The organism is Caballeronia sordidicola, assembly GCF_002220365.1.
GTDB lineage: Bacteria > Pseudomonadota > Gammaproteobacteria > Burkholderiales > Burkholderiaceae > Caballeronia > Caballeronia sordidicola_C.
Map to the genome: position 1 here is coordinate 1 of NZ_MTHB01000234.1, position 17,518 is coordinate 17,518.

General features: G+C 61.8%; 14 protein-coding genes and 1 riboswitch. Of the genes, 5 read left to right on the forward strand and 9 right to left on the reverse strand.

Features of this window, described 5'->3' with window-relative positions; translation table 11 throughout:
• Positions 1-888 precede the first annotated feature (888 nt).
• A complete protein-coding gene (locus BSU04_RS32365; protein ID WP_089164363.1) occupies positions 889-1,998 on the reverse strand; it encodes an OpgC domain-containing protein in 1,110 nt (369 codons plus the stop codon).
• 313 nt (positions 1,999-2,311) lie between these two features.
• Here BSU04_RS32365 and BSU04_RS32370 point away from each other — a divergent pair, with 313 nt between their 5' ends.
• The gene (locus tag BSU04_RS32370; RefSeq protein ID WP_089164364.1) at positions 2,312-3,049 is read left to right on the forward strand and encodes a TerC family protein; all 738 of its coding nucleotides are present in this window, start codon (positions 2,312-2,314) and stop codon (positions 3,047-3,049) included.
• Between the two features lie 68 nt (positions 3,050-3,117).
• Here BSU04_RS32370 and BSU04_RS32375 read toward each other — a convergent pair whose 3' ends face one another.
• Genes BSU04_RS32375 through cbiE form a run of 5 tightly spaced genes read right to left on the reverse strand, consistent with a single transcriptional unit; the run spans position 3,118 to position 7,318 of the window.
• Positions 3,118-3,513, reverse strand: coding sequence for a DUF4186 domain-containing protein (locus BSU04_RS32375; RefSeq protein ID WP_089164365.1), 396 nt, complete (start codon positions 3,511-3,513; stop codon positions 3,118-3,120).
• Between the two features lie 8 nt (positions 3,514-3,521).
• A complete protein-coding gene (gene cobM, locus BSU04_RS32380; RefSeq protein ID WP_089164366.1) occupies positions 3,522-4,250 on the reverse strand; it encodes a precorrin-4 C(11)-methyltransferase in 729 nt (242 codons plus the stop codon).
• A complete protein-coding gene (locus BSU04_RS32385; RefSeq protein ID WP_089164367.1) occupies positions 4,251-5,003 on the reverse strand; it encodes a cobalt-precorrin-6A reductase in 753 nt (250 codons plus the stop codon). It lies immediately after the preceding gene.
• Positions 5,000-6,091: a cobalt-precorrin-5B (C(1))-methyltransferase gene (locus BSU04_RS32390; RefSeq protein WP_089164368.1), complete on the reverse strand. Its 1,092-nt coding sequence runs from the start codon at positions 6,089-6,091 to the stop codon at positions 5,000-5,002. The genes BSU04_RS32385 and BSU04_RS32390 overlap by 4 nt, the downstream gene beginning before the upstream one ends.
• A gap of 18 nt (positions 6,092-6,109) precedes the next feature.
• A complete protein-coding gene (cbiE, locus tag BSU04_RS32395) occupies positions 6,110-7,318 on the reverse strand; it encodes a precorrin-6y C5,15-methyltransferase (decarboxylating) subunit CbiE (protein ID WP_089164369.1) in 1,209 nt (402 codons plus the stop codon).
• 130 nt (positions 7,319-7,448) lie between these two features.
• Positions 7,449-7,625: riboswitch (cobalamin riboswitch) on the forward strand.
• 193 nt (positions 7,626-7,818) lie between these two features.
• On the opposite strand from cbiE, the gene cobG reads away from it, so the two are divergent.
• From cobG to cobJ, 4 genes are read left to right on the forward strand one after another with little or no spacing between them, the layout of a single operon-like run.
• Positions 7,819-9,054 (forward strand): precorrin-3B synthase, encoded by a 1,236-nt coding sequence (gene cobG / locus BSU04_RS32400; protein ID WP_256983561.1) that lies wholly within the window; start codon positions 7,819-7,821, stop codon positions 9,052-9,054.
• Entirely contained in the window at positions 9,047-9,673 is a 627-nt protein-coding gene (locus BSU04_RS32405) for a precorrin-8X methylmutase (RefSeq protein WP_089164371.1), read from the forward strand. Before cobG ends, BSU04_RS32405 begins: the two co-directional genes overlap by 8 nt.
• Entirely contained in the window at positions 9,674-10,399 is a 726-nt protein-coding gene (locus BSU04_RS32410) for a precorrin-2 C(20)-methyltransferase (RefSeq protein ID WP_089164372.1), read from the forward strand.
• A complete protein-coding gene (cobJ, locus tag BSU04_RS32415) occupies positions 10,387-12,072 on the forward strand; it encodes a precorrin-3B C(17)-methyltransferase (protein WP_256983565.1) in 1,686 nt (561 codons plus the stop codon). Before BSU04_RS32410 ends, cobJ begins: the two co-directional genes overlap by 13 nt.
• A 1-nt stretch (position 12,073) precedes the next feature.
• Here the strand turns inward: cobJ and BSU04_RS32420 are convergent, their stop codons facing one another.
• The 3 genes from BSU04_RS32420 to cobN all read right to left on the reverse strand — a co-directional run bounded on the left by BSU04_RS32420 (position 12,074) and on the right by cobN (position 17,516).
• The gene (locus BSU04_RS32420) at positions 12,074-12,538 is read right to left on the reverse strand and encodes a vWA domain-containing protein (protein WP_306427244.1); all 465 of its coding nucleotides are present in this window, start codon (positions 12,536-12,538) and stop codon (positions 12,074-12,076) included.
• Between the two features lie 209 nt (positions 12,539-12,747).
• The gene (locus BSU04_RS32425; RefSeq protein ID WP_089164375.1) at positions 12,748-13,746 is read right to left on the reverse strand and encodes an ATP-binding protein; all 999 of its coding nucleotides are present in this window, start codon (positions 13,744-13,746) and stop codon (positions 12,748-12,750) included.
• The gene (gene cobN / locus BSU04_RS32430) at positions 13,743-17,516 is read right to left on the reverse strand and encodes a cobaltochelatase subunit CobN (protein ID WP_089164376.1); all 3,774 of its coding nucleotides are present in this window, start codon (positions 17,514-17,516) and stop codon (positions 13,743-13,745) included. Before cobN ends, BSU04_RS32425 begins: the two co-directional genes overlap by 4 nt.
• Between the last annotated feature and the right edge of the window lie 2 nt (positions 17,517-17,518).

A 17,518-nucleotide genomic window follows, 5' to 3' on the forward strand; every position in this document is an offset into this window, starting at 1 on the left:
AAGGTGATCGTGCCGTCAGCAGCGCTTGCGCCGCTCGAAGCGAGTGCCATCGTGGCCAGGGTTGCAGCAGCAGCGAGGGTGGAGAGAAATGATTTCATGAACGTTTCCAGTAGAGAAATGAATGCGGGTTTGTAGACACTTACAGCGCTTAGGACTACTTCGTCCTGTCATGCTGAGCGCGCAGTGCGAGCCACCTGTTTTTTTCATCGTCTGGATTCGTGTGGGAGGCGATGAACCGGTTCGTCTGCGAGTGAATGAATATTAAGACCGGGTACCTCGGATGACCCTCGGAACTCTCTTAAAGAATTAGGACAAAATTGAGAGTTCCTAAGAGCGAAATGGTGCGTGTGAGTGGGATGGGCACGGTCATGGACGCCTAAAAGCCCAAAGGCGTCCGCGATGCGGACGCCTTTGGGCTTTCGTCTTGTAAAGGACAAGGCTATCTTGTGAAGAGCGCACAATGCATCACGCTCAGTGCGGGCGAGACCATCGTCTACGAGACGCGCAAGCCTCATGTATTCCGATTCGTGTCCACCACGCGGCAGTTGCTGATCTACCTGCCGGGAGGCAGGTTCGCGTCGTGGGGAGGCGGCATGCTCTTTGTTGCCGCCGCACAGGCGTTGAGTCGATGCTCGGTACGACGCTGCGCGCGACTATCCTGCAGTTCCTGCCAGAGCCATCGAATGTGCTGCGGCGGCATTCGAAGAGCGAGTCCAGACACTGCTTGGCGCCATGCTGCGTTGCCGTCTTCATGGCGCGTCGAATTCTGTGTCGTCGATGTCGTACTTGGCGACCATCCAGGCAACACCAAACTCACACCCGATGCAATCACCAAAGCCGTGCAAGTGTCAATCCGCCATATGAGCCGGATGCCTGCCGCATGCGGCGCTACCCTTCTCTCTTCGCCACAGCCGCTGCTGACCTTGAACGCATTGCATCGAAGACACGCTGGCGATGCGGAATCGCGAGCAACAGGCCCAGTGCGAGCGCATCGGCAGCGAGACCCAGCGGCACGTCGATCAGCCCATTGGTGGCCGTGAACAACACTGAATCGACCGTCAGAGAAATCACCGCACCTGCCACGAAACACACGAGGCCATCGCGGCCGACCGCGCCGACCCACGGCAAGCGGCGGGCAATCTGCTTCACCGCGCCACGCCGTGCCAGGTCGCTTGCAAGCCAGGCGATGCCCAAAAAGTTGACGATACGCACGCCAGCCAGGTTGCGCTTTAAATCGCCATCGAAGGAATCGGGGAGCACGAGCAACTTGTAATACGCCATGCCCGCGACAACCGCGAGCGCCATGATGCTGACTACCCAGCCGAGCCGGTGCGAACTCACGCGCTGATACAGAGGCTGGCAGCACGCGAGTACGCCGAGAACAAACATCAACTGCCACGCGGCGGGATTGAAATCCCACAGCAAGTCTTCCGCCGACGGCAGATACTCGGCAACGGGCGCCGCCACGGCCCACAGCGCGAGACTTGCGCCAAGCAGAAGCCACGGCTTGCTACGAGCGAGCGGCAACACAAACGGCACGGCCAGCGCGAAGAACGCATACATGGGCAGCACGGACGATAAATACGGCTGACGGCGCAGGAGCAGCACGTCGGCGAGCGCGGTAAAAGGAGCGGCGAGGAAACTGTCCAGGTCGGCGGTAGCCAGATTCGGCGCACTGCCGAAAAATGGCCGCAGCACGAAACTCGTCAACAGCATCAGGACTGCGGTCACCACGAACGCGCGGTAGATTTCAAACGCACGGCGGAAAAACCGTGCCCGGGCGGCGGATTCGGAACGCCGGGCGGCCATCGACACATAGGCGGTGGCAGTGGCGAAGCCGCCGAGAAAGACAAACACTTCTGCGGCGTCGTTGAGCGCGAACGCGTGAAGCGTCACGCGGGACAACATGCTGCCGCCAATGTGATCGACCACGATCACCAGCAGCACGAGACCGCGAAAAAAATCCAATTCGACCAGGCGTTGCGATTTTCCCTGCATGTGGAACCTGAAAAATACTGCTGAACACGGGCAGCGAAGATTGAGGGCGCGGGTTCCGGTTCGGTTCCGGCTAAAGTAAGCGCACAGAACGATGTGGAAACCAGCGCTAGAGTTTACCCGTATTTGCGCGCTGCACCATTTTTCGGGACATGTCGACGCCAACCACCCCGTCCGTGAACTTTTTGGCTCTGCAGCGCTCTCAATTATTTCATTAAGCTTACATTTTCGCATGACGCGTCACGTATCATCGCGATCGGCCGCCGCGTAGGCGCCTTAACCGTTTCTTCCTACTTCTCCAAGACCCTCGGATCTCATGGACTATTTAGTTGCATTGGCAAGCGACCCCGGCGCGTGGGCCGCACTGGCGACGCTGCTTGTCATGGAAGTCGTGCTCGGCATCGACAACCTGATCTTCATCTCCATTCTGACGAACAAACTGCCCGAGGCGCATCGCGCGCGCACCCAGCGGCTCGGCATTGGCCTGGCGCTGGTAATGCGGCTTGGCCTGCTCGGCACGGTCGCGCTGATCGTGCGCCTGACGGCCCCGATCTTCACAGCGTTCGGACATGACTTCTCGTGGCGCGACCTGATCCTCATTGCCGGCGGTGCGTTCCTCGTGTGGAAGGCGACCACCGAGATCCATCATCACGTCTCAGGCCAAGGTGGCAATGACGGCGGCGCCGTGAAAACCCCCACGCTCACGCCGTGGTCGGCGATCGGCCAGATCCTGGTGCTGGATCTCGTGTTTTCCATCGACAGCATCGTGACCGCTGTCGGCATGACGGAGCACATTCCCATCATGTTCGTGGCGGTGGTGGGGGCCGTTTCGGTGATGTTGTTCGCGGCCGGGCCGCTATCGCGTTTCATCGAAAGGAACCCGACGGTCGTGATGCTCGCGCTCGGCTTCCTGCTCGTGATCGGGATGACGCTTGTCGCCGAAGGGTTCGGCTCTCACGTGCCCAAGGGCTACATTTACGCGGCGATGGCGTTCTCGGCGCTGGTCGAGGGGCTGAATATGTTGTCGCGACGGGCGAAAAAGAAGCGCGCTTGAGAATGATGGCGCGATAAAACGAAAACGCCGCGCGGTGCTGAGCCGGTGTGAACTGCGGCGTTTTTTTATCAGAACGGTAAGTCGGGCTGACGCGGCGGTTTGTCGGCGCCCCTCACTTTCTGCGACTTCAGCCAGCGTTCGATCGCCTGTACGACATGATCCCGTTCGCCATCGTCCAGTCGCTTCCCCGCTTCTATGCCATGCCACTTGGCGAGGCAACTCCGGCAGCACGTCGCCGTGGCGTGCTGCGCGATAAATACCGGGTGGCCTCGAAACGGCGTCTGCTTGCCGTCGTTCGGCGGTTGCCCGGGTGCAAGCCGGCGCGTGATCAGCTCACGCGCGTGGCCGATCACTTCCGTCATGCCGTGCTCGCGCAGATACGCTTCCTCGCGTACGCCAAGCCGGAAACGCATTCGAAAATTCGAATGCTGCAAGGCGTGGAAAACGGTGTCGAGATCGCGCATAAGGCAAGTCAGACCGGCTTGCGATATAGCGACGAATCCGTAAAACCCTCCGCATTCAGTACATATCCAACCACAATCAGCGCCGTCCTTTCGATGCCTTTTTCCAGCACTTTCCCCGCGATATCGGCGAGCGTACCGAGCACCTTCTCTTCATCAGGCCAGCTTGCACGGAAGATCACAGCCACAGGACACTGCGCGCCGTAATGCGGAATCAGGTCGGCGACGATCCGTTCAATATGACGCACGCCAAGGTGAATAGCCATGGTCGCGCGATGGCGCGCGAGATCGGCGAGTTGCTCGCCTTCGGGCATCGATGTCTTCGTGGCGAAGCGCGTGAGGATCACCGTCTGCGAGATGCCGGGCAACGTGAATTCGCAACCAAGCGACGCAGCGCATGCCGCCGCTGCCGTGACACCGGGCACGATTTCATACGGTATCGCAAGCGTATTCAAACGCCTGATTTGTTCGCCGATTGCGCCATACAAGGATGGATCGCCGGAATGCACTCGCGCGACGTCTTGCCCTTTAGCGTGCGCGGCTTCGAGCAGCGTGACAATTTCATCGAGGTGAAGATCCGCCGTATTCACCACGCTTTGCGCGCTATGCCCGCTCAACACGGCTTGCGGCACGAGCGATCCGGCATACAAGATGACCGGGCACGTGCGAATGAGGCGTTGCCCCTTCACCGTGATGAGTTCGGGATCTCCGGGTCCGGCGCCAATGAAATAGACCGTCATTTAAGGGGTTTTATCGAAAAGTGGATGCGGATGGAGCCATGCTTCGAGTGCGTCCAGAAGCGAGCTTGTATCGGAAAATTCGCGCTCGACCGGCGGCAGGCTCGGCCGCTGCAGCATGATCACGGGCAAGCCGCGTTCCCGCGCTACGGCCAGTTTCGCCTCGGTGGCCGCACCCCCGCTATTCTTGCTGATGAGCACATCGGTTTGCTGCGCGTCGAAGAGTGCACGTTCGCCATCGAGCGAGAACGGTCCACGCGCACCGATGATTGTCGCGCGTGTATTGCCGGGGTGGGGGTCGAGACAGCGAATGGTCCAGTGTTGTGAAGGGGGAATCTCATCAAGATGCGCAAGCGGCTCGCGGCCCAGCGTCCAGAGCGGATATCTAAAAGGCATGAGGGCGTGGACTATGTCCGAAAAGTCTGCTGCCTCCCGCCAATTGTCTCCGGTTTGCGGTTGCCACGGTGCGCGGCGAAGCGCCCAGCATCCAACGGACTTCTTCGCACTGGCCGCGCTCGCGTGACGGCTCATTTGCGCGGCGTAAGGGTGCGTGGCATCGACGATCAAGCCGATGGATTCTGCTTCAATGAAGGACTTCAACCCTTCTATGCCTCCAAAACCGCCCACGCGCACACTGCAGACCAGATCGCCCGGCGTGCGGCCCAAGCCGGCGAGGCTATAGACATGAGCTGGGCCGAGACGTCGCGCAATAGTCAAAGCATCGCCGGTGCCGCCCAACAGCAAGATCCGTTTCATTGCGCCGCCCCCACGATGCGCCCCTGCCGGTCGATCGCAAAGCATTCCACGGCGATCCCTTCAGGCACCACGCCCAACGCAAATTGCCGCGCGTGTTCGCAGACAATGTTGCCGAGCGGCACGCCCTGCTCGTGAGCCAGCAGCAACGCTTCCTGGCTCGTGTTGGCCGCGCACATGGCCTGTTGCAAACTGGCGCTTGCGCCCGCACTCGCCCCCCAGCCGGCAAGCTGCGGCAGGTCGATGCTCGAGTGACGGCTATGCAGATCCATATGTCCCGAAGCCAGCTTGCTGATCTTGCCGAAGCCGCCGCACAGGCTCAGCTTGTCGACCGGCGCGCGTCGCAAATGCTTGAGCACAGCACCGGCGAAATCGCCCATTTCAATCAGCGCGATGTCAGGCAAGCTGTATCGAAGACGCATGGCGTCCTCGCTCTGATTGCCCGTGCATGCCGCAATATGAACATACCCATTCGCGCGGGCAACATCGATACCTTGATGAATCGAAGCAATATAAGCCGAGCAGGAAAACGGCCGGACAACGCCGGTCGTACCGAGAATCGATAACCCACCGACAATCCCCAGGCGCGGATTCATCGTCTTGAGTGCGAGTTCAGCGCCATTTTCAACGCCGATGCTGACTTCGAATCCTCCGCCGTAATCGTGTTCTTTTGCGAGTGCCCAAAGGTGATCAGTCATCATCTTGCGCGGCACGGGATTGATGGCGGGCTCGCCTATGGGAAGCGCCAGTCCGGCTCGCGTGATGGTGCCCACGCCCGGTCCCGCGAGAAAACGCACGCCCGGTTCACCCAGCAAACGTACTCGTGCAAAAATGATGGCGCCGTGCGTGACGTCAGGGTCATCGCCGGCATCTTTCACGGTACCCGCTTCCGCGCAATTGTCTCCGGCGAGACGGCAGAATACGAGCGGCATCGCGACCTGTTGCCCCTTCGGCAACGTAATGTCCGCGTGCTCACTGACCTGATCCGCGAGCAGCAAACGCGCCGCTGCAAGCGAGGTCGCGGTCGCGCAACTGCCCGTGGTCAGTCCGGTGCGCAGCGGCGCGGGCTGTTCGGGCGTTTCGTCACGCATGGCGATAACCGATAAGCATCATGGTTTGACAGCATGCAGCAGCGTAACGGGCAATGCCTGTCGCCAGGTATCGAAGGCGCCTAGAGGCTGTGCGTGTGCGACACCAATGCGCGTCATCTCGCCGCCATGAAGCGCGCGCCACGCGACCAGCGTTGCCTCGCTCTGGATCGTGACTGCGTTGACGATCATCCGCCCGCCTTTCTTCAGATGAGTCCAGCACGTCTCAAGCATGTCCGGCGTGCTCACGCCACCGCCGATAAAAATCGCATCGGGCGCGGGAAGCCCGGCCAATGCGCCCGGCGCGTCGCCCTCGACCAGTTGTAGCGCGGGCACGCCGAGCGCGTCGCGATTGTGCTCGATCAGGCGCTGACGCTGGCCATTCGCTTCGATCGCGATGGCACGGCAACTCGGATGCGTGCGCATCCACTCGATACCAATCGAGCCGCATCCCGCGCCCACGTCCCACAGTAATTCTCCCGGCTCGGGCGCAAGCCGCGACAGCGTGATCGCGCGGACATCGCGTTTGGTGAGTTGCCCGTCGTGCTGGTACGCGTCGTCGGGAAGACCGGGCGTCAACGGCAATCGCCGCGCATGGTTTTCCGCGATGCACTCGATCGCCACCAGATTCAGCGCGGCCACTTCGCTTGCCGTCCACGCGCTGGCCACGCTATCGATACGCTGCTCCAGCTCCCCGCCAAGATGCTCGAACACGCTCAGTCGGCTCGCCCCAAAACCACGTTTCGTCAGCAATGCGGCGACCATGCCTGGACTCGCTGCGTCGCTGCTTAGAACGAGCAGGCGCGCGCCGGGATGAAGCTGCGTTTCGAGCGCCGCGACCGGCCGCCCGACCAGTGACGCCACCGCGACGTCCTGGAGCGACCAGTGCAAACGCGCCGCGGCCAGCGACAACGACGACGGCGCGGGCACCACGCAGAATTCTTCCGGAGCCAGTTCGCGGGCGAACGTCGTGCCGACGCCGAACATCATCGGATCGCCGCTCGCAAGCACACACACCCGTCCACCTTCGTGACGATGGTCGAGTACCGGCGCAATCGTGAACGGCGTAGGCCATGCCCGACGTTCGCCGCCAATCCGGGGCGGCAAGAACGCCAGATGACGCGCGCCGCCGAAAATCGTATCGGCAGCAAGCAGCGCCTGACGCGCGTGCCGGCTCAGGCCGCGCCAGCCATCCTCTCCGATCCCTACCACGGTCAACCACGGTGACATCCGCCGATCCTCGCTTGATTCATTCGCAGGCTCATTCATTGATTGCGCCGCGTCTACTACGTGGCCAAGACAATGCGGATAAAGCACGCCCGGCCTGACGCCGATGCGCTTTATCCGCTGCAAAAACGGGCATAATACCGTGTTAGTCGGTGCCCTTACGGGCCTAACAGGGAACACAGCAGAACTGTGGCTGCCCCCGCAATTGTACGCAGCGAGTCCGCGCTCCACTGCCACTGGTTTCGACTGGGAAGGCCGGTGCGGACGGCGACCTGCCAGCCAAGAGACCTGCCGACCGGAATTCTTCGTGCAAGCCAACATCGGGCGGGGTGTACCGATGCCGCGAACGTGCCATGCCCTTCAGGGGGCGGCATGCTCGAGGCGCCGCGCGAGACCGAACGGGTCACGCTTTGAACGAATCACTCACTACTGTACGCGGGTTAGCGCAAGCATCACCGCAGGCATCAACGCACGCATCGCGGCCGTCGGCTTGTCCGGGCCTGATGCGAATTGTGCCTGCACGGGACGGCGGCCTGTGCCGCATTCGCCTCGCATGGGGCGAACTGAGTGCCGCGCAGGCGCGTGCGGTGGCGCACGCGTCGCGGTCGTTCGGCTCGGGTTTGATCGACGTGACCAATCGCGCGAATCTACAAATCCGCGGCGTAACGGAGGACTCCCAGGAAGCGCTCGTCTCGCTGCTCGTCGGCGCGGGACTTGGCCCTGTCACACCGGGTTCCGACGACTTGCGTAACGTCATGTCCAGTCCACTGGCGGGCCTCGATCCGCATGCCTTGCTCGACGTCGCACCGCTCGTTTTCACGTTAATCGGGCAGATGCAGCGCGACGCCCGTTTGCACCAACTCTCGCCGAAATTTGCGTTGATGGTGGATGGTGGCGAGCGCCTTGCCATGCTCGATCATCCTCACGATGTGTGGCTTTCAGCGGTATCGGCGCAACGGTTTGTATTCGGGCTCGCGGGCTGTCCGCCGCGTTTTGCAGACCATATGCCTGCGTTGGCTGCGGTGAGAACGGGGCACGTCCCCGCGCTCGTGGATGCGCTGATGCACACCTTCCTCGATCTCGCGCAGCCCTGGCAGACCAGGATGCGCGATCTGCTGACGACGTGTTCCATCGAAGAAATTCTTGGCCGTGTTCAGGCCAAGCTCGGCTTCGCTTTGGATCGAGATGTTGAAGACTGGCGTCGTCCCGTATCCGATGCAAGGCTGCGTTTCGGCGTGCATCGTCAGGGGATGGGCGACAGGGTGTGCGTCGGTGCGCAAGTCCCGCTTGGACGCCTGGAGGCCGCGACACTGTCCGCGCTCGCCGACCTTGCGCCACGGTTACGCATGACGCCGTGGCAAAGCGTCACGCTGCTCGACGTGCCCTCTGCCGATGCGCAACCTACAGTTGAACAACTCGCAGCACTCGGCCTCGCAGCTAATCCCGACGAACCGTTCGCGCGCCTGATTGCATGCACGGGTTCGCAAGGCTGCGCGAAAAGTTTCGCCGATACCAAAGCCGACGCGCAACTTCTCGCCCGGTCCATGCCGCCGAGCGGCGACGTCCACCTGAGCGGCTGCGCGCGTTCATGCGCGGCGGCGCACGCGGTCGAAACCACCTTGATTGCGCTCGCTCCCGGCCGCTACGATCTTTACGGCGCTGCGCCTGAACCCCTCGCCCGCCATCTCACCATAGAACAGGCAGCCCGCTGGCTAGCCCGGAGCCACCTTGATGCTTGACTACATTCGCGACGGCCAGGCGATTTATCGCGCGTCGTTTGCGACCATTCGCGCCGAGGCCAACCTCTCGGCCATTCCCGCCGATCTCGAGAAACTGGCCGTGCGCGTGATCCATGCATGCGGCATGACCGACGTAACCGATGACCTCGTGTTCTCACCCGGCGCGGGCACGGCAGGCCGCTTGGCGCTTAGCCGAGGCGCCCCCATTCTCTGCGATGCACGCATGGTCGCCGAAGGCATCACACGTGCAAGGCTGCCGGCGGACAACCGCGTGATCTGCACGCTCAACGATCCGTCCGTGCCTGAACGCGCTCGCGCGCTCGGCAACACGCGCTCCGCGGCTGCGCTCGAGTTGTGGCAACCGGACCTTGAAGGCAGCGTAGTGGTGATCGGCAATGCGCCCACCGCACTGTTCCACCTGCTCGACATGCTCGACGCGGGCGCGCCCAGACCCGCGCTGATCCTGGGCTTTCCGGTGGGTTTTATCGGCGCGGCGGAATCGAAGGCGCTGCTTGCCGCTAACAGCCGCGGCGTGCCGTTCGTCGCGTTGCGCGGCCGGCGTGGCGGCAGCGCAATGGCGGCCGCCGCCGTGAACGCGCTGGCAACGGAGACCGAATAGATGAGCGGACGCCTCTATGGCCTCGGCGTCGGTCCTGGCGACCCCGAGCTGATAACAGTAAAAGCACTGCGTTTGCTGACCTGCGCGCCGGTAGTCGCTTACTTCGTGGCGAAGGGCAAGAAAGGCAATGCGTTCGGGATCATTGAAGGGCATCTCAAGGAGACCCAGACGCGCATGCCGCTGGTTTATCCGGTGACGACCGAAGCGCTCGAGCCACCGCTCTGCTATGAAACGATCATCGGCGACTTCTACGATGAATCCGCCATCCGTATCGCAGATCATCTGGAAGCGGGACGCGATGTGGCCGTGATCTGCGAAGGCGATCCGTTCTTCTACGGTTCCTACATGTACCTGCACGACCGGCTGGCCGAACGCTTCGAAGCGCACGTGGTCCCGGGCGTGTGCTCCATGCTGGGCGGCGTGGCCGTGCTTGGGGTGCCGCTCGTGTACCGGAACCAGAGTTTGTCGGTGTTATCGGGCGTGCTGCCGGAAGCAGATCTCAAGCAACGTCTCGCCACCGCCGACGCCGCCGTGATCATGAAACTTGGCCGCAACTTCGACAAGGTGCGGCGCGTGCTCACCGAACTCGGACTCGATAAACGTGCCCTTTACGTCGAGCGCGCGACCATGGCGAACCAGCGCATCGTGCCGCTGGAAGAAGTCGAGCCCATGGCATCGCCCTATTTCTCGCTGCTCGTCGTGCCGGGGGAAAAATGGCAGGCATGACGGCGTTGAACGATCAGGTCCCCGTGGCAATCGTGGTGCTGGGGGCGGGGGCAATCGACACCGCGCGCCGCATTCAGGCGCGGTATCCAGGATCGCTTGTTCATGGTCTCGAAAGCCGCGTGCCGGCCGATGTCGCGTTCACTGAACTCGGCCCTCACCTGCGCGAGCTCTACGCACACAACACGCCGATCATCGCGTTATGCGCCGCGGGTATCGTGATCCGATGCCTTGCGTCTGCACTTGCGGATAAGAGCTTCGAGGCGCCCGTGCTGGCCGTCGCCGAGGACGGCAGTGCGGTCGTGCCTTTGCTTGGCGGTCTGGGCGGTGTGAACGTGATGGCCCGTGAAATCGCGGCAGCGCTGGACGTCGCTCCGGCGATAACGACGAGCGGAGAACTACGCTTCGGCACCTGCCTGTTGAACCCGCCAGCGGGTTATGTACTTGCCGATATCGAGCTCGGGAAACGTTTTGTGTCGGACCTGCTCGCGGGTGCCACAACGCGCGTTGAAGGTCATGCGCCTTGGCTCAACGCAGCAGACCTGCCACGAGCCAAGGATGCCAGCCTCGCGATCCGCATCACACCGCATACGAGCGAAGTTCCGGGCGAGTTGATGATTCATCCGCGCTGCGTGGTCGTGTGTGTGACGGCGTTGTCTTCGGTGGACTCGATCCTCGAACGTGTCAGTCAAACCTGGCGAGAACATCGCCTTTCACCCATGTCGCTGGCGGCAGTGCTAGCGCCTTTAAGCATGATCGCTTCTGCACCGCTTGCCGATGTCGCACAAGCGCTGGATGTGCCGCTGCGCTTTGGAACACTTCCTGCGGGCTTCGAAACGCTTGAGTCCCATGACGACGGCATCGTGATTGCCCTCGCGCCACAACCGGTCGATCCCACAACGCTCGGGCAGGCACGCGGCACACTGACCGTGATTGGTCTCGGCCCCGGAAGCGCGGATCTGATGGTGCCAGCGGCGAGACGCGCCTTAACCCAAGCAGACGATGTCCTCGGCTACGAGACCTATGTGCGCATGGCCGGTCCGTTCGCGCCGCATCAGGTGCTTCATTGCACCGACAACCGCGAAGAGATGCAGCGTGCGCGTCATGCGTTCGAACTGGCGAGTACCGGACATAACGTAGTGGTCGTATCGTCGGGAGATCCCGGCGTCTTTGCTATGGCCGCCGCCGTGCTCGAAGCGCTCGACGAGGGCCGGGATAACGCGCTATGGAACGCTGTGCAATTGCAGGTTGTACCCGGTGTATCCGCCGCTCTGGCCACAGCCGCTCGCGCCGGTGCGCCGCTCGGCCACGACTTCTGCATGCTGTCTCTGTCGGACAACCTCAAGCCGTGGGTCGTGATAGAAACACGCTTGCGCCACGCGGCTCAAGCCGATCTCGTGATGGCGTTTTATAACCCCGTCTCCCGCGCGCGGCCATGGCAACTCGACCGTGCGCTTGATATCGTGCGTGAGCATCGAAGTGGCGGCACCTTGATCGTGCTGGGTCGAAACATCGGCAGGCCGGGCGAAACATTGACCACTACGACCCTGGATAAACTGCATTCGAGTCAGGTCGACATGCGCACGATGGTGATCGTAGGCTCATCCACCACGCGTAGTTTTCCGCGGTCCAACGGCGATGGCGACTGGGTATACACGCCGCGCTGGTACGAATGAACTAAGCCGTAGTCATGGAAGCGGCCGTACGATAATCCGCTTGCCAAGACTCGGCGAGCGTCACGCAACGCCCTAGACGCACCGCCTCATTCTCGAAATCGACGATGACAATCTGATCCGCTGCATCGGGACGCGACGGCGTTTCCGGACTGCGGCCGTCGGTCAGCAACCACAGCAAGCGCCGCTGCGAAGGACGGTGGCGCGCAGCCCTGAGCAGCACATTGGCGCCTGTGCGCACGCCCAGCGCGAGCGGTGTTCCTCCACCCCCACCTATGGGCGCAAGCCAGCGATCGTTCCACCAATGCGCCGCACCGGGTTCGCGACGCACTTGCGCGGTCGCACCGCCAAAACAGACCAGTGCAACCTCTGCACGCTCGCGGTACGCCCGGTCGAACAACGCCACCACCAGTCCTTTCGCCAGCGCAAGCCGCTTGCCGCTTAGCATCGACCCGGAGCAATCAAGCACGAAGCAGTGCAACGCGCTGCTGTCGCCTTGCTCGCGGTGAAATCTCAGGTGTGTCTTATCCAGAGGCTGATTGCGTTTCGCCAGCAGCGTTTGCAGCCAGTCGATGCGCGCGCTAGCTTCGCCCGCACGTGCTCGTGTTCTACCCGATGAGGAAGGTGGTAGCCATCGAAGGCGGCCGGGCTCGGCCCCTGGATCAGACCTTCGATGGCTCAGGATTTTTTTGCGGCAAGCGGCCTGACGTTCTTGACTGCTGTTATGTCGACAGGCTCGGGCGGCATGTAGCCGAAGCTTGCTTCGTCAGTGTCTTTCGGACGTTGCTGCGAGCGGGGCTCAGAAGCGCGTTGATCACTGGGCGCGTTGGCTTCCTTGCGCCGATGCAGCAACACCGATTCCGCCACGCGCTCGACATGCGCCACGCTCACCGCTGACGCTTCTTCCAATGCCGCCAGCGCTCGCGCTGCGCGCAGCATGACGAGATCGGCACGCAAGCCGTCCACATGAGCCTCTATACATAACTCGCTGACGCGTGCGTGAACCGCGTCCTCGAGTTCGAGGCTGGGAAGCGTCGCTCTGGCATGTCGAAGCTTCAGGGACAAGGCTTCTTGTTGTCCCGCAAATTGCGAGCGAAAAACTTCAGGATTCAAATCGAATGCGAGACGCGCCCTGACAATCTCGCGACGTATTCCAGCATCGAAACAGTTCTGCAATTCCACTGCCAGACCGAAGCGATCCAGCAATTGCGGCCTGAGTTCGCCCTCCTCCGGATTCATGGTTCCGATCAGCACAAACCGCGCTTCATGCCGATGCGAAATGCCGTCGCGTTCGATCACGTTCACCCCGCTCGCGGCTACATCGAGCAACTGATCCACGAGTTGATTGGGCAGCAGATTGACTTCATCGACATACAACACTCCTTGATGCGCCTTCGCGAGCAAACCCGGGGAAAAACGCACGCCGCCATCGCGTAACGCAGCTTCGATGTCCAGCGAGCCGATCAACTGTTCTTCGCTCGCCCCCAGCGGCAAGGTCACGAACTGGCCTTCAGGCAGCAATTCGGCAAGCGCGCGCGCAGTCGTCGATTTCGCGGTGCCACGCGGACCGCTGACCAGCACGCCACCCAGCGCCGGATCGATCGCGGCGAGTAAAAGTGCTTGCTGCAAGGGAACTTGCGCGACCAATGCGGCAAATGGGAAGATGAATTCGTTCACGTTCGTTGCCCTTCGAGTTGCTGTTCGGCATCCAGCAGATGGCGTTCAATCTGGTCCTGATACGCGCCCGGACTTTGCCATAAGCCGCGCTGCATCGCTTCGGTCAAACGCTCGCAGATCGAGTGCAGCGCGTGCGGATTATGCTGCTGCATGAACTCGCGCGTGTCAGCGTCGTTGACGTAGGCATCGGCAACCAGCGCGTACTGATGATCCGATACGACCCGCGCGGTGGCGTCGTAACCGAACAGATAATCTACTGTTGCTGCGAGTTCCGACGCGCCTTTGTAGCCATGCCGTTTCACGCCGTCGATCCATTTCGGATTGACTACGCGCGAGCGGATCACGCGTGAGATTTCTTCCTGCAACGTTCGGATGCGCGGCGCAGCAGGATTGCTGTGATCAGGGTTATATGCATGCGGCTGGGTGCCGGAAAGATGCCGCACGGCCGCTACCATGCCGCCCTGGAACTGGTGATAGTCGTTCGAATCCAGCAGGTCGTGTTCGCGATTGTCCTGGTTCTGCACCACCACGTCGATGGTCGACAAGCGCGCACCGAAAGTGTCGCGAGCCTCCACGCCATCGCCCTTCTGCGAATACGCATAGCCGCCCGAGCTTTGGAAACCGCGCGCGAGATCAGCGTCGTTTTGCCATTGCTTCGCGTCGATCATTTCCTGCAAGCCCGCGCCGTATGCGCCCGGCTTCGTGCTGAACACACGCCATCCCGCACGCAAGCGGGCTTCCTTCTCGTCAAGTCCGCGCGCCATGTGTTCGTCGCGTTCACGCATGATCCGCGCACGGATCGGGTTCACGTCTTCGGCTTCGTCGTCGAGTTCCGCGACGGCTTGCACGGCGGCATCGAAGAGATGCATGAGGTTGGCGAACGCGTCGCGGAAAAATCCCGAGACACGCAGCGTTACGTCAATGCGGGGTCGATTGAAAATGGTGATGGGCAAGACTTCGAAATCAGTCACGCGATTGCTGCCTGCCGCCCACTTGGGCCGCACGCCGATCAGCGCCATGGCTTGGGCGATATCGTCGCCGCCGGTACGCATGGTGGCCGTGCCCCATACCGACAAGCCGATCGCGCGCGGATAGTCGCCGTGCTCCTGGAGGTGACGCTCGATCAGTAGATTGGCTGACTTCAGGCCGAGCGTCCACGCTGCGCGCGTTGGCACGGCGCGGGTATCGACGGAGTAGAAATTGCGGCCGGTAGGCAACACGTCCGGCCTTCCACGCGATGGCGATCCGCTTGGGCCCGGCGGCACAAAACGCCCGTCGAGACCACGTTGAAGCTGCTTTAACTCTTGCGGGCCGCACGCGTCGAGCCGCGCGAGCAAGTCGCCGTTCAGGCGTGCGAGTACCTGCGATGTATTCGGCCCCGCCGCGTCGAATGGCCGGTCGATCAACGACGTTGCGAGCAACTCGAGACGCTCACGCGTGTCGCCATGATGACGCCACGGTGCATCGATCATGGTGTTGAGTTCAGCAGGACGGGGGCCTGTCCACGGCGCGCTCCAGTCGGCATCGAGAGGATCGAACGTGTCGCCCAGGTTCAAGTCGCGAGCCAGCGCGGTCAGCACACTCGCGTTTGCGCCTTGCGCATCGCCGGTTGGATAACGGCCGAGCGCGAGCAGGGTATCGCGGCGTTGCACGCCTTGCGGCGACGCGCCGAACACATGCAGGCCATCGCGGATCTGCGCTTCTTTGAGCTCGCACAAATACGCGTCGGCGCGTGTCAGTAACGCATCTTCAGTATTGGAATCGCGAGGTTTATCGAGTCCGAGTTCCTCATGCAGCCGATGTTCGACAATGCTCGCCAGAATCGTCTTGCGCAGGAGTTTCGCGCGACGCGGGTCGACCATCAGCGCTTCATAATATTCGTCGACCTGACGCTCCAGATCCTGCAGAGGACCGTAGTTTTCAGCGCGCGTGAGCGGCGGCATCAAGTGGTCGATGATGACCGCCTGCGCCCGCCGCTTCGCCTGGCTGCCCTCGCCCGGGTCGTTGACAATGAACGGATACAGATGCGGCATGGCGCCCAGCGTCAGGTCAGGCCAGCACGATGCGCTCAACGCAACGCTCTTGCCCGGCAGCCATTCAAGATTGCCATGCTTGCCGACGTGAACGATCGCATCTACATTGAAGCGCAGCCGCAGCCAAAAGTAGAACGCGAGATACGCATGCGGAGGTACAAGCTCCGCGTCGTGGTAACTCGCGTAGTCGCCACGCTCACGCGAGCGCGCCGGCTGAATGCCGATGAACACATGCCCGCAGCGCCAGCCCGCGATCATGAAGCGGCCGCGACGGATCGTTGGATCGCTTTCGGGCGGACCCCAGCGCGTATTCAACTCCTGCTGGACGTTGTCCGGCAGCTTGGCGAAAGCGTCGAGATAATCGTCAAGTGCGAGGCTTTGCAACGCGGGACGCAAGTCGCGAACCACGGGATCATTGGTCACGCCCAAGGTCAGCGCGTGCATCAGCGCGTTACCATCGGCGGGAATTTCATCTACTCGATACCCCTCTTTATCGAGCATCGAAAGAATATTGACGACGGACGCCGGTGTATCAAGACCCACGCCATTGCCTATGCGGCCTTCACTCAACGGATAGTTCGCGAGCACGAGCGCGATGCGTTTCTCGGCGTTAGCGAGTTGCCGCAGTCGACACCAGCGTTGGCTCAACTCGGCCACGAAACGCACCCGTTCAAGATCGGGCTGATATCGCACGACATCGACTTGCGTGATCTTGCATCGATACGCAAGTCCCTTGAAGCTGATCGCACGCGTGATGATGCGGCCATCCACTTCCGGCAGAGCGACATGCATGGCGACATCGCGCGAATTCAGGCCGTGATTGTCTTTCAGCCAGTCTTCGCGATTTCCCCCGCTGAGGATGACTTGCAATACCGGCGCGTCGCCCGCGAGTTCGAAAGGCACAGGGTCGTCTATGACGCCCGCGGCGAACGACGTTGTGTTCAGCACCAGCGACACGCCATGATCCGCGCAAAGCTGCTGCACGACTTCGCGACTCAAAGGGTCTTTCAGCGACGCCATCGCAATCGGCAGCGGGTTGAGGCCCTGCGCTTGCAGGGCCTCGATCAATGCGTCGAACACGTCCGTATTGCCGGACTGCAAATGGGCCCGGTAGAGCAGCACGGCAACGACGGGCGCACCGTGAGTCCAACGTTTTTTCCAGTCGTCAACGGTCGCGATCTGCCGCGCCGGATGATAGATTGCCACTGCCGGCAACGGACTCGGTGCACGCGCTTCACGTCCATACCCCAACGCCTGAAACGCGATGCAACGTAAAAACTCTTCGGCATTTTTCGCGCCGCCCTCGCGCAGATAACGCCAGAGCTGGTCGCACAATGCGGGCTCAGCCGTACTCTTCGCAACGAGGTTCGGATCTTCCTGCAGATCGCCGGAAAACATCACGAGCATCTGGCCATTGCGGCGCGCGAGCGCGGTGATGCGCTCGATTCCATAAGGCCAGTACGCTTCGCCGCCGAGGTGATCGATAACGATCACGCGGGCATGTTTCAGCACGTCATCGACGTAAAAATCCACCGATGCCGGTTGCCGCAAGAACGCCTGATTGGCGAGCCGCAGCGCTGGAAAATCCGCCTCCAGATGCGGCACGACACTCGCGAGAAGCGAGAGCGTGGTATCGGCCGAGCTGAGCACCACGATCGGCGCAGGCGTCTGGTCGATACGCATGACGCCGGCTGCGTCGTCGACAAAACCGCCGGGCGTCGTGCGTAGCAGATGCATGG

Excerpts from the sequence above, each read along its gene's own strand:
- BSU04_RS32365 (WP_089164363.1), bottom strand. The coding sequence starts at position 1,998 with ATGCAGGGAAAATCGCAACGCCTGGTCGAATTGGATTTTTTTCGCGGT.
- BSU04_RS32370 (WP_089164364.1), top strand. The coding sequence starts at position 2,312 with ATGGACTATTTAGTTGCATTGGCAAGCGACCCCGGCGCGTGGGCCGCA.
- BSU04_RS32375 (WP_089164365.1), bottom strand. The coding sequence starts at position 3,513 with ATGCGCGATCTCGACACCGTTTTCCACGCCTTGCAGCATTCGAATTTT.
- cobM (WP_089164366.1), bottom strand. The coding sequence starts at position 4,250 with ATGACGGTCTATTTCATTGGCGCCGGACCCGGAGATCCCGAACTCATC.
- BSU04_RS32385 (WP_089164367.1), bottom strand. The coding sequence starts at position 5,003 with ATGAAACGGATCTTGCTGTTGGGCGGCACCGGCGATGCTTTGACTATT.
- BSU04_RS32390 (WP_089164368.1), bottom strand. The coding sequence starts at position 6,091 with ATGCGTGACGAAACGCCCGAACAGCCCGCGCCGCTGCGCACCGGACTG.
- cbiE (WP_089164369.1), bottom strand. The coding sequence starts at position 7,318 with ATGTCACCGTGGTTGACCGTGGTAGGGATCGGAGAGGATGGCTGGCGC.
- cobG (WP_256983561.1), top strand. The coding sequence starts at position 7,819 with ATGCGAATTGTGCCTGCACGGGACGGCGGCCTGTGCCGCATTCGCCTC.
- BSU04_RS32405 (WP_089164371.1), top strand. The coding sequence starts at position 9,047 with ATGCTTGACTACATTCGCGACGGCCAGGCGATTTATCGCGCGTCGTTT.
- BSU04_RS32410 (WP_089164372.1), top strand. The coding sequence starts at position 9,674 with ATGAGCGGACGCCTCTATGGCCTCGGCGTCGGTCCTGGCGACCCCGAG.
- cobJ (WP_256983565.1), top strand. The coding sequence starts at position 10,387 with ATGGCAGGCATGACGGCGTTGAACGATCAGGTCCCCGTGGCAATCGTG.
- cobN (WP_089164376.1), bottom strand. The coding sequence starts at position 17,516 with ATGCATCTGCTACGCACGACGCCCGGCGGTTTTGTCGACGACGCAGCC.